Source organism: Mesorhizobium sp. B2-3-12, from assembly GCF_006442205.1.
Lineage (GTDB): Bacteria > Pseudomonadota > Alphaproteobacteria > Rhizobiales > Rhizobiaceae > Mesorhizobium.
In genome coordinates, this window is sequence record NZ_VFVR01000016.1 from 50,592 (window position 1) to 61,337 (window position 10,746).

Annotated in this window: 14 protein-coding genes; 11 read left to right on the plus strand and 3 right to left on the minus strand. The window is 65.0% G+C overall.

Translation table 11 applies throughout. From position 1 onward, the window contains the following. Nucleotides 1-96 precede the first annotated feature (96 nt). A complete protein-coding gene (locus tag FJ948_RS28150; protein ID WP_140710244.1) occupies nucleotides 97-636 on the minus strand; it encodes an AprI/Inh family metalloprotease inhibitor in 540 nt (179 codons plus the stop codon). Between the two features lie 137 nt (nucleotides 637-773). Next, the gene (locus FJ948_RS28155) at nucleotides 774-1,217 is read right to left on the minus strand and encodes a hypothetical protein (protein ID WP_140710246.1); all 444 of its coding nucleotides are present in this window, start codon (nucleotides 1,215-1,217) and stop codon (nucleotides 774-776) included. A gap of 132 nt (nucleotides 1,218-1,349) precedes the next feature. Between FJ948_RS28155 and FJ948_RS28160 the strand changes: the two genes are divergently transcribed. After that, nucleotides 1,350-2,360, plus strand: a complete 1,011-nt coding sequence (locus FJ948_RS28160; protein WP_140710248.1) for an MBL fold metallo-hydrolase — start codon at nucleotides 1,350-1,352, stop codon at nucleotides 2,358-2,360. A gap of 76 nt (nucleotides 2,361-2,436) precedes the next feature. Then, nucleotides 2,437-3,003, plus strand: a complete 567-nt coding sequence (locus FJ948_RS28165; protein WP_140710250.1) for a hypothetical protein — start codon at nucleotides 2,437-2,439, stop codon at nucleotides 3,001-3,003. Nucleotides 3,004-3,047: 44 nt separating this feature from the next. On the opposite strand, the gene FJ948_RS30830 is transcribed toward FJ948_RS28165, so the two are convergent. Next, nucleotides 3,048-3,359 carry a hypothetical protein gene (locus tag FJ948_RS30830; RefSeq protein WP_246677644.1) on the minus strand — a complete coding sequence of 104 codons (312 nt, stop codon included), beginning with the start codon at nucleotides 3,357-3,359 and terminating at the stop codon, nucleotides 3,048-3,050. On the opposite strand from FJ948_RS30830, the gene FJ948_RS30835 reads away from it, so the two are divergent. The 9 genes from FJ948_RS30835 to FJ948_RS28210 all read left to right on the plus strand — a co-directional run. Next, nucleotides 3,336-3,578 carry a DapH/DapD/GlmU-related protein gene (locus FJ948_RS30835; protein WP_246677645.1) on the plus strand — a complete coding sequence of 81 codons (243 nt, stop codon included), beginning with the start codon at nucleotides 3,336-3,338 and terminating at the stop codon, nucleotides 3,576-3,578. The genes FJ948_RS30830 and FJ948_RS30835 overlap by 24 nt on opposite strands. 100 nt (nucleotides 3,579-3,678) lie before the next feature. Beyond that, the gene (locus tag FJ948_RS28175) at nucleotides 3,679-3,840 is read left to right on the plus strand and encodes a DUF1328 family protein (protein WP_140710252.1); all 162 of its coding nucleotides are present in this window, start codon (nucleotides 3,679-3,681) and stop codon (nucleotides 3,838-3,840) included. A gap of 92 nt (nucleotides 3,841-3,932) precedes the next feature. Continuing rightward, nucleotides 3,933-4,817, plus strand: coding sequence for a diaminopimelate epimerase (dapF, locus tag FJ948_RS28180; protein WP_140710254.1), 885 nt, complete (start codon nucleotides 3,933-3,935; stop codon nucleotides 4,815-4,817). Next, complete coding sequence (mtaB, locus tag FJ948_RS28185) at nucleotides 4,817-6,142, plus strand: tRNA (N(6)-L-threonylcarbamoyladenosine(37)-C(2))-methylthiotransferase MtaB (RefSeq protein ID WP_140710256.1); 1,326 nt, start codon at nucleotides 4,817-4,819, stop codon at nucleotides 6,140-6,142. Before dapF ends, mtaB begins: the two co-directional genes overlap by 1 nt. Before the next feature lie 12 nt (nucleotides 6,143-6,154). Further along, nucleotides 6,155-7,942: a signal recognition particle-docking protein FtsY gene (gene ftsY / locus FJ948_RS28190; protein WP_140710258.1), complete on the plus strand. Its 1,788-nt coding sequence runs from the start codon at nucleotides 6,155-6,157 to the stop codon at nucleotides 7,940-7,942. A gap of 57 nt (nucleotides 7,943-7,999) precedes the next feature. Continuing rightward, complete coding sequence (locus FJ948_RS28195) at nucleotides 8,000-8,674, plus strand: septation protein A (protein ID WP_140710260.1); 675 nt, start codon at nucleotides 8,000-8,002, stop codon at nucleotides 8,672-8,674. A 23-nt stretch (nucleotides 8,675-8,697) separates the two neighbouring features. Continuing rightward, on the plus strand, nucleotides 8,698-9,318 hold the full coding sequence (locus tag FJ948_RS28200; RefSeq protein WP_140710262.1) for a pyridoxamine 5'-phosphate oxidase family protein: 621 nt from the start codon (nucleotides 8,698-8,700) through the stop codon (nucleotides 9,316-9,318). Nucleotides 9,319-9,348: 30 nt separating this feature from the next. Continuing rightward, nucleotides 9,349-9,879: an NADPH-dependent FMN reductase gene (locus FJ948_RS28205; RefSeq protein WP_140710264.1), complete on the plus strand. Its 531-nt coding sequence runs from the start codon at nucleotides 9,349-9,351 to the stop codon at nucleotides 9,877-9,879. A 132-nt stretch (nucleotides 9,880-10,011) separates the two neighbouring features. Continuing rightward, nucleotides 10,012-10,746, plus strand: a 735-nt coding sequence (locus tag FJ948_RS28210; RefSeq protein ID WP_181173861.1) for a DDE-type integrase/transposase/recombinase, incomplete at its 3' end; no start/stop codon positions are given.

Genomic DNA, 10,746 nt, shown 5'->3' on the forward strand with positions numbered 1-10,746 from the left:
GCAGGATGCTCAAGAGAGGGTGGGGTATGTTGAGATTCAGGTCAGGCCGAGCCGCTATGCGCGGGGCGGCATCACCTGAATATCGACACGCCTGGCCTATCTTGTAAGCGAGATCGGCTGCCCGTTGGAAGTCTGGCCGTCGAACTTCGAGCCGCCCGACGAATAGAGCCGCGCCAGCGAGCCGCCATTCTCATCATAAAGCGTCAGCTGCTTGCCGGCGACGTTCCATGACTTGATGCCATCGATCGGCGCCGGGCAATGCAGCGGCCCGGCGCGGAAGCCGGCGCCGAATTTGGTCTGCGGCGTCGCCACCTTGCAGCTCTGGCCGGAGACATTGACGTTCCAGACCCCGGCGACAGCTGCCGCGCTGAGGTCCGCGGCACCTGCTGGCGCCGTGCCGTCCGGCGGCAGCGAGGCGACCTGCGTGTTGGCCGGCGCCGTCGGGAATTGGGAAGGGTCGGTGGTGCCGGGCGACGCCGGCGGCGGCAGCTGGTTGGAGCTCACCTGGCCAGCGGGGGCTGGCTGCAACGGTGCCGGTTGCTGATCGTCCATCGACGAGAAGCGTGAGGTTGAGCAGCCGCTCGCAACGAGCGCCGCCAGGGATACGGCCACAAGGCCGCCTTTGGAAAAATTCATTACAACCTCCGTCGGATCCGGCTGGGGGGAAGCCGTCCGCGCAATAGCACCTCCACCAAGATGGAGAAGGTGGCGAAATTTCAACCCGATATGGTTAAAATAGGGTTTGCGGCAAGATTGTTGCAAATTTATCGCAATCATTGCGCCAGCGCGGCGCTTGGGACGAACACATACCTGTCCGGCCCGACAATATAGCACTCCCGCAGGCCATGCGGCTTGTCGACGGCGCCGGAGAGCACAATGTAGCCATGTTCCAGCGCCGCCGCCTCGACCGCGTCCGGATCGGCGCCATAGAGGCGCAATTCAATGCCGGCACCGCGTGTCTCGGCGCCGGTGATGACACCTGTCATCGGATTGTCGAGATAGGAATGATCCGCATGCAGCATGAAGACCGACCCCAGAAGCTCGATGGCCGCGAAATCCTCGTCGGCATAGATCACCCGGGCGCCCAGCACGTCGCGGCAGAAGGCTTCCATCGCCTGCATGTCTGACACCAGCAGATTGACGCCGATGCCGCGCGGCAGCGCGCGGCCGAAATCCTCGGCTTTCATCCAGGGCGCCTTCGTCCGCTTCATTGCCATGGCATTGTCCTCCTGATCCCGCGATCCTAACCGAGGCCGCTTCGCCGCCCTTGGCACTCGGCCGGCGCACGCTTGCGCCAGCCGGCGTTCGGCCTATCTCTGGGGGAACACAACCCAGTGGGAGCCGCAAAATTGGCCGCGAGACAGAGAGCCGCCAACCGCTATTACAGCGGCCCGCCCAGCGACCATTTCGACGGCACCCTGTTCTTCAATCCCGGCGGCCGAATGCCCGGCCCCTTCAAGGATCTGCTGAAATGGCAGTTCAGCGGCCAACGCTCAAAATGGCCTGTGTCCAGCCCGAGCCCCTTTGCCCAGGCAAAGCCGGCCGCGACGGTCGAAGGCGCCGATCTGACCGTGACCATGGTCGGCCATTCCACCTTGCTGATCCAGACCGCGGGGCTGAACATCCTCACCGATCCTGTGTGGTCGCAGCGTAGCTCGCCGTTCTCCTTTGCCGGCCCCAGGCGCGTCAATCCGCCCGGTATCGCTTTTGGCGATCTGCCGGCGATCGACCTCGTGCTGGTCAGCCACAACCACTATGACCATCTCGACCTCGCCACGCTGAAGCGGTTGAAGGAGAAGCACGATCCGCCGGTGGTGACGCCGCTCGGCAACGATGCCATCATCGCCGCCGCTGTATCAGGCATGCGGCTTTCCGCCCATGACTGGGGCGACAGGCGCGATGTCGGCCGTGGCACCACTATCCATGTCGAGCCCGCGCATCACTGGTCGGCACGCGGCGCGCGCGACCGGCGCATGGCGCTGTGGGCGGGCTTCGTCATCGACACGCCGGGCGGAAAAATCTATTTCGCCGGCGATACCGGCTTCCACGACGGCATCAACTACCGGCTGATGGCTGAAAAACACGGCGGCTTCCGCTTCGCCATCCTGCCGATCGGCGCCTACGAGCCGCGCTGGTTCATGGCACCGCAGCATCAAAATCCCGAGGAAGCGGTGCAAGGTATGAAACTATGCAACGCCGCCTTCGCCGCCGGCTGCCATTGGGGCACTTTCCAGCTCACTGACGAGCCGTTCGACGAACCGGTCCGCAAACTGGGCGAAGCGCTGGACGCCGAAGGCGTGCCGCGCGAGAATTTCCGGGCCTTGCGACCCGGCGAGGCCTGGGACGTGCCGCGGATTTAATGGCCTCGACAGAATGGCCGTTTACGCTGCCGTGGTTTTCGCTGATGGTCGTCCCCGGACAGAATAGGGGAATCAGATGAAGTCGATCATGGCGGGTCTTTTGGCGCTGGCGGTCTCGGTGCCGGCGGCTTTCGCGGGCGAGATCGGCGACCGGGCGGCCGAGGCCGAGAAACTTCTCCAATCGGGCGATGGCGCCGCTGCGCTGGAGAAGTTCGGCAGCGCCCAGGAGGCGCTCTGGAAGGCGATGCCGCTTGCCGTGATGAACGTCAAGCAGGTGGATACAGCCTCCGGCTTCGGCATCTACAGTGAACGCGCCAACCATGTGTACAAACAAGGCGAGCGGGTCGCTCTCTACATGGAGCCGGTTGGCTACGGCTATGGCTCGGACGGGCTCGGCAACAGCTCGATCGCGCTCTCCGTCGACCTGACCGTCCTTTCCGAGGCCGGTGAAAAACTTGGCACCTTCGAAAAGATCGGCCGCGTGCAGGTCGCCTCGCGTTCGCACAACCGCGAACTGTTCTTCAAGCTGGACCTCTCCCTCACCGGCCTGCCGCCCGGCAAATACCGCTGTGACTTCGTCATGCATGACGAGAATTCGAGCAAGACGGCCCCCTTCAGCACGGATGTCGAGATCGCCGGCTGAGGCGGGTTCAAGAAAATGTCCGACAGAGACGGCAACAGGACAATTCACCGCGGGACGCCGGAATCGGCGGCCATGCTGGCGAATGTCAGGCGGGCGATGGCGATCACCGCCCGGCTCAACCGCCTGACGTTCGACGATGCGGACGAAGTCAGGGCCTTGTTCAGCCAGCTCATCGGCCAGGAGGTGGACGCGAGTTTCCTGCTGATCCCGCCATCTATACGGCAGGAGGCGACGAAATCCGCGTCGGGCGCAACGTCTTCGTCAATCAGAACTGCACTTTCTATGATATCGGCGGCCTCGACATCGCCGACGATGTGATGATCGGGCCAAATGTGAGCATCATCACGACGGGCCATCCGCTCGACCCGTCGCAGCGCCGCGCCGTCACGCTCGGAAAGCCGATCGCCATCGAGAGAAATGTCTGGATCGCGGCTGGTGCGACTGTCATCGGCGGGGTGACGGTGGGCGAAAACGCGGTGGTGGCCGCCGGTTCGGTGGTTACCAGGAACGTTCCCCCAAATACCCTTGTCGGCGGCAATCCGGCACAGGTCATCAGGTCGATTGGCGCCGACTGAACGACACCCGCAAGGGGCTATCCCCTCGCAGCTCGGGAACCCAAGCGCGACGGCCGCGTTTTTCGACCGGTTTCAATGTGTTCGGCTTGCGAGGCATACCATGCTTAAATGGATCATCATTCTCCTGATCATCGCCGCCGCTGCGAGCCTGCTCGGCATGCCGGCACTGGCCGGCGCGGCCGCCACCGGTGCGCGCATTCTCATCGGCATCGTGCTCGTCATCTTCCTGTTGATCCTGCTTGGGGTCTTCGCGGTGACGTAAGTCCGCCGCCTTTGCCGTGAAAGCGCTGCGCACTGGTAATTCCTGCCCATTTCCGCCATATAGCGCCGAACGGACATGGAATTTTCGGAGCAATGGCAGGCACGGCCCCTTTCGCCAAGATGAACGGCATCGGCAACGAAATCATCGTTGCCGATATGCGTGGTCGTGCGGATCGGGTGACGGCCGCGGCCGCCATCGCGCTCAATGCCGACGCCGCGACGCGGTTCGACCAGATCATGGCGATCCACGACGCCAGGACGCCGGGCACTGCCTATTTCGTCGACATCCTGAATTCCGACGGGTCGGGGGCGCAGGCCTGCGGCAACGGCATGCGCTGCGTCGTCCAGGCACTGGCCGCCGAGACCGGCGAGAAGACCTTCACCTTCGAGACCGTGGCCGGCATCCTCAATGCCCGCGAACACGCCGACGGCTCGATCTCCGTCGACATGGGCACGCCGCGCTTCGGCTGGCGCGACATTCCGCTGGCCGAGGAGTTCCGCGACACCCGTATGATCGAGTTGCAGGTCGGCCCGATCGACGCGCCGGTGCTGCATTCGCCTTCCGCTGTCTCGATGGGCAATCCGCACGCCATCTTCTGGGTCGACAACGACGTCTGGACTTATGAGCTCGACCGTTTCGGTCCGCTCTTGGAAAACCATCCGATTTTTCCCGAGCGCGCCAACATCACCATCGCCCAGGTGACCTCGCCCGATTCGATGACCATCCGCACCTGGGAGCGCGGCGCCGGCCTGACCAAGGCCTGCGGCACCGCCTCCTGCGCGGCTGTCGTTGCCGCCGCGCGCACCAGGCGCACCGGCCGCAGCGTCAACCTGCTGACGCCTGGCGGCGGCACGCTGCATGTCGAATGGCGCGATGACGACCACGTCATCCTGACCGGCGCGGCCGAATGGGAATTTTCCGGCAGCTTCGATCCTTCGAACGGCGCCTGGGTCCGCGACACCGAAAGCGCGGCCTGATGTCGGCTCTGTCCAAGGACGTCGACGTGGCGAAGCAGCCCGGCCGCATCGAAATGGTGACCTTCGGCTGCCGCCTCAACACCTATGAATCCGAAGTGATGCGGCGCGAGGCCGAAAGTGCCGGCCTCGGCGCGCTGGACGGCGGTGCCGTCATCTTCAACACCTGCGCCGTCACCGGTGAAGCCGTGCGCCAGGCCAGGCAGGCGATCCGCAAGGCGCGCCGCGACAACCCGGCCGCGCGTATCATCGTCACCGGCTGCGCCGCGCAGACCGAGCCCGAAAAATTCGCCACCATGGACGAGGTCGATCTCGTGCTTGGCAATGAGGAAAAGCTCAAGGCCAATTCCTATCGTGCGCTGCCGGATTTCGGCGTCAACGACACCGAAAAGGCACGCGTCAACGACATCTTCTCGGTGCGCGAAACCGCCGGCCACATGGTCGACGCCATCGAGGGCCGCGCGCGCGCCTTCGTGCAAGTGCAGAATGGCTGCGACCATCGCTGTACCTTCTGCATCATCCCCTATGGCCGCGGCAATTCGCGCTCGGTGCCGATGGGCGCCGTGGTCGAGCAGGTCAAGCGCCTGGCGGGCAACGGCTATGCAGAGGTCGTGCTGACCGGCGTCGACATGACCAGTTTCGGCGCCGACCTGCCTGGTGCGCCCAAGCTCGGCAAATTGGTGAAAACCATCCTGAAACAGGTGCCCGACGTGAAGCGGCTCAGGCTGTCCTCCATCGATTCGATCGAGGCCGACGAGGACTTGCTCGACGCCATCGCCACCGAATCCAGGCTGATGCCGCATCTGCATCTGTCGCTGCAGTCGGGCGACGACATGATCCTCAAGCGCATGAAGCGCCGGCATCTGCGCGACCAGTCGATCCGCTTTTGCGAGGATGTGCGCAAGCTCCGTCCCGGCATTGTCTTCGGCGCCGACATCATCGCCGGCTTCCCGACCGAGACCGAAGCCATGTTCGAGAATTCCGAAAAAATCGTCGAGGAATGCGGCCTGACCCACCTCCATGTCTTCCCGTTTTCACCGCGCGAAGGCACTCCCGCCGCGCGCATGCCGCAGGTTCGCCGCGAACTGGTCAAGCAACGCGCCGCCCGGCTGCGCGCCGCCGGCGAAGCGGCCTACCAGCGCCATCTGTCGTCCATGGCCGGCAGCCGCCAGTCGATCCTGATCGAGCGCGACGGCCTCGGGCGCACCGAAGGGTTCACGCTTGCCGCACTCGGCACCGGCGCGCCGGGCGAGATCGTCGAAGCTGAAATAACCGGCCACGATGGCATCAGGCTGACAGCCGCCCCCCTTGCCGCCCGCGCCGCCTGAGAACGCAAAAGCATGGCTGGTTTTTTCAAGAAGATATTTTCGTTCGGCAAGAAGGAGGTGGTCGAGGAGCGCATCGACGAGACCGCTCCGCTGCCGCCGATCAAATGGGAACAGCTCGACGCGCTGAAGCCGGCTGCCGAGCAGGCCCTGCCGGAGTTTTTGAAGCGCGAGGAGGTTGCGGCGGAAGCCGCGCCTGGACCGGCGCCCGAGGAACCCAAGCCCGAACCTGTCCCAACCATTCCGCCGGCGCCGGAGCCGACCGTTCCGTCGGAACCGGAACGGCAGCCGGAGCCTGCTCCGGAAGAGAAGCCGGCGCCCCCGCCCCAGACGCCTGAACCGCCCGCGCCCGAGGAGATCCCGCCGCCGCCCGTGGTTCCTGAGCCCACGCCCGAGCCGCGGCCGCAAGAAACCCCGCCCGCGCCATCCGAGCCGGAGATCGCTCCGTCGCCTCCGGAAAGGCAGCCGGAACCCGCGCCGGTCGAAGTGCCGGCCGACATGCCCGCACCGGTCGAGGTGCCGCCGGCGTCGCCGGTTGAAGCCCCCCAGTCGGCCTCCGAGCAGCCAACGTCCGAAGCCGGCGCTGCCCCTCATCCGCCTGCCGGCACCTTCTCCCCGTATAGGGACGGGGAGAAGAGAGAAGCTTCGCCGCTGGCGCCGTCTTCCCAGGTCGCGCCTGCGACCGAAGCGCCTTCAGCCGAGATCGCTCCGCCCATCCGCCAGCCGGCACCGGTCGAGACACAGCCGGTCATCGCCGAGATCGCGCCCGAGCCTCAATCGATCCCGCAACCCGCCCCGGAAGCAAAACCCGCGCCCGGGAAGGTAACTGTTGCCAAGAAGGTCGAGCAGAAGGCTGAACCGGTAAAGGCGCCGGAGCCTGCGCCGAGGCGATCCTGGTTCCAGCGCATGCGCGACGGGCTCGCCCGGTCCTCGCGCGAACTAACCGGCAACATCGCCGGCGTCTTCACCAAGCGCAAGCTGGACGAGGAGACGCTGCAGGACCTGGAGGACGTGCTGATCCGCGCCGATCTCGGCGTGGAAACCGCGCTTCGTATCACGGACGCGCTGGCCGCAAGCCGCTACGGCAAGGACGTCTCCGATACAGACGTGCGCACCGTCATGGCGACCGAGGTCGAAAAGGTGCTGACCCCTGTCGCCCGATCGCTGGAGCTCGATCTGTCGCACAAGCCGCATGTCATCCTGGTGGTCGGCGTCAACGGCACCGGCAAGACCACGACGATCGGCAAGCTCGCCGCCAAGCTGACCGATGGCGGCCTGTCGGTGATGCTGGCCGCCGGCGACACGTTCCGCGCCGCCGCCATCGAACAGCTGAAGATCTGGGGCGAACGCACGAAATCGCCGGTCATTGCCTCCAAACTCGGCGCCGATGCCGCCGGCCTTGCCTATGACGCCTTCGAACGGGCAAAGGAAGCGGGCTCGGACGTGCTGATCATCGACACCGCCGGGCGGCTGCAGAACAAGACCGAGCTGATGGCGGAGCTGGAAAAGATCGTCCGCGTGCTCGGCAAGCTCGATCCCGAAGCGCCGCACACCGTGCTGCAGACGGTCGACGCCACCACCGGCCAGAACGCGCTCAACCAGGTCGAGATCTTCCGCAACATCGCCGGCGTCAACGGCCTGGTGATGACCAAGCTGGACGGCACGGCGCGCGGCGGTATTTTGGTGGCGATCGCGGCAAAGCACAAATTGCCAGTCTATTTCATCGGCGTCGGCGAACAGGTCGACGACCTCGAACCTTTCTCGGCAAGCGAATTCGCCAGGGCGATCGCTGGCGTGGCTTGAACAGGCGCGATGCCGGAAGTGAGGCTTCCGGCCAGGATCGTGCGTTAGAAGGAAACCATGAACCCACCCATTCTCGAACGCGATCCATCCGACCCGCAGAAAGAGAAGAAGGAAAGCATCAATCCCGTGCTCAAGCTGGCGCTGGAGCTCGGGCCGCTGCTGGTCTTTTTCTTCGCCAATGCGCGCGGCGAGTGGCTGACGCGGAAATTTCCCGTGCTGGCCGAATTCGGCGGTCCGATCTTCGTCGCCACCGGCCTGTTCATGGCCGCGACCGCGATTGCGTTGATCGCCTCGTGGCTGCTCACCCGGACCTTGCCGATCATGCCGATGGTCTCGGGCGTCGTCGTCTTCATCTTCGGCGCGCTGACGCTCTATCTGCAGGACGACATCTTCATCAAGATGAAGCCGACCATCGTCAACACGCTGTTCGGCGGCGTACTGCTCGGCGGCCTGTATTTCGGCCGCTCGCTGCTCGGCTATGTCTTCGAGTCCGCCTTCAAGCTCGATGCCGAGGGCTGGCGCAAGCTCACCTTCCGCTGGGGCCTGTTCTTCCTGTTCCTGGCCCTCGTCAATGAGATTGTCTGGCGGAATTTTTCCACCGACGCCTGGGTTACTTTCAAGGTCTGGGGCATCATGCCGATCACGCTTCTGTTCACCTTCAGCCAGATGCCGCTGATCCTGCGCCATTCACTCGATGACAAGGCCGGCGGCGAAGAGAAAGCCGGCAAATAAGGCAGGGACTAAAGGGGAGAGCCATGGAATTCGTCGCCACGCACGAGGAACTGCGGACGATCTACAAGACGCCGCGCCCGACCGATGGTTCAATCCGTAAGGAATTGAAGGCGCTCGACGGCCATTGCCGCTCCTTCATCGGCAAGAGCCCGTTCGTGCTGATCGGCTCGTCCGACGGCGAAGGCAATGCCGACGTCACCCCGAAAGGCGACAAGCCTGGCTTCGCCGCCATTATCGACGAAAAGACCATCGCCATCCCCGACCGGCCCGGCAACAACCGGCTGGATACGCTGGAAAACATCCTGCGCAACCCCTCCGTCGGGCTGCTCTTCCTCATTCCCGGCATGAACGAGACGCTGCGCGTCAACGGCGACGCCCGCATCACCGTGGATGCCACTTTGCGCGGGCGCCTCGCGGTCGACGGCAAGGAGCCGCTCAGCGTCATCGTCGTCGCCGTCAAGGCGGCCTACATGCACTGCGCCAAGGCCTTCATGCGCTCCGATCTGTGGAAGCCCGACAGCTGGTACGAGCGCGCCACGTTGCCGACGCTCGGCCAGATCCTGCGCGACCAGTTGGCGCTGGCCGATTCGGCCGAGGCGACCGACCGCTGGCTGGACGACGAATACAAGCAGACGATGTGGTAGCCTGCGCGGACGAATCGCCCGAGCGTTACCTTGCTAAAGATTCTCGCCATTTCCGGCAGCCTGCGGGCGGCCTCGACCAATTCGGCCCTGGTCGCGGCCCTGGCGCTGAACGCGCCCGAGGGCTGCCGCGTCACCGTCTATGACGGGCTTGGCCGGCTGCCGATCTTCAACCCCGACGACGAGGGCGAGCGAACGCCGCGCGAAGCCTCCGACCTGATCGACGCCGTCACCCGCGCCGACGGCGTCATCGTCTCCTGCCCCGAATATGCCCATGGCGTGCCGGGCGGGCTGAAGAACGCGCTCGACTGGCTGGTCTCGCGCGACGCCGCCGTGGCCAAGCCCGCCATGCTGGCCCACGCCTCGCCACGCTCGCTGTTTGCCCGCGCCGCGCTGGCCGAGATCATGCGGACAATGTCCTTCGCGCTGTTTGAGGGCGAGCCGGAGATTGCCTTGCTCGGCAAGAAGCCGGCTGAGGTGGAGGCTAACTTGGCGGAGCAGGCAAACCGGCAGGCGATGCGCGAGGCGGTTCAGGGTTTCGCGGATTTTATCCGATCGCGTTGAGCGGCGCGACGCCCTTCCTTCTCCCCTTTGTTTGGACCGGAGACATCGCGAACAGGTGTGCGAGGACATCGCGAACAGTTTTGCGCCTTTTGCGCGAGGGGGTTCGGGATGCCATTCGAGGACAGAAGCGCGATGAAGCAGAAGCTGGAATTTGTGAGGCTGGCGTCGGTAGAGGGGGCGAATGTGAGCCTTCTGTGCCAGCGCTTCGGTATCGGCCGGACGTGCGGCCACAAGTTGCTTTCGCGCTACCGGATCGAGGGCGAGGTCGGGCTGGTCGAGCAGTCTCGGCGGCCGCAATCGAGCCCGGCGCGCAGTGCGCCGGAGGTGGAAGCGGCAGCCCTTTCGGTGCGTATGGCGCATCCGGCTTGGGGTGGGCGCAAGATCGCGCGTGTGCTCGCTCGCGAGGGTATCGGCACGCCGGCAGCCTCGACGGTGACCGGCATCTTGCGCCGCAACGGCATCGAGCTGGGCGCGTTGGGCGGCGGGGCGCAGCCTTTCATCCGCTTCGAGCACGAAGCTCCCAACGATCTGTGGCAGATGGATTTCAAGGGTCACGTCGCCTTGCGAGCCGGTCGACTGCATCCGCTCACCGTGCTTGATGACCATTCGCGCTTCTCGGTCGCGCTGTCGGCCTGCGCCGATCAGACCACCGAAACCGTAAAGGCCCGGCTGATCGCCGCTTTCCGCCGCTACGGCCTGCCGTGGCGTATCGCCACCGACAATGGTCCGCCTTGGGGCGATGGCGGCCGCAACAACTTCACGCTGCTCACCGTCTGGCTGGTCGAAACCGGCATCGCCGTCAGCCACTCCAGGCCTTGCCACCCGCAGACGCTCGGCAAGGACGAGCGCTTCCACCGCTCGCTCAAG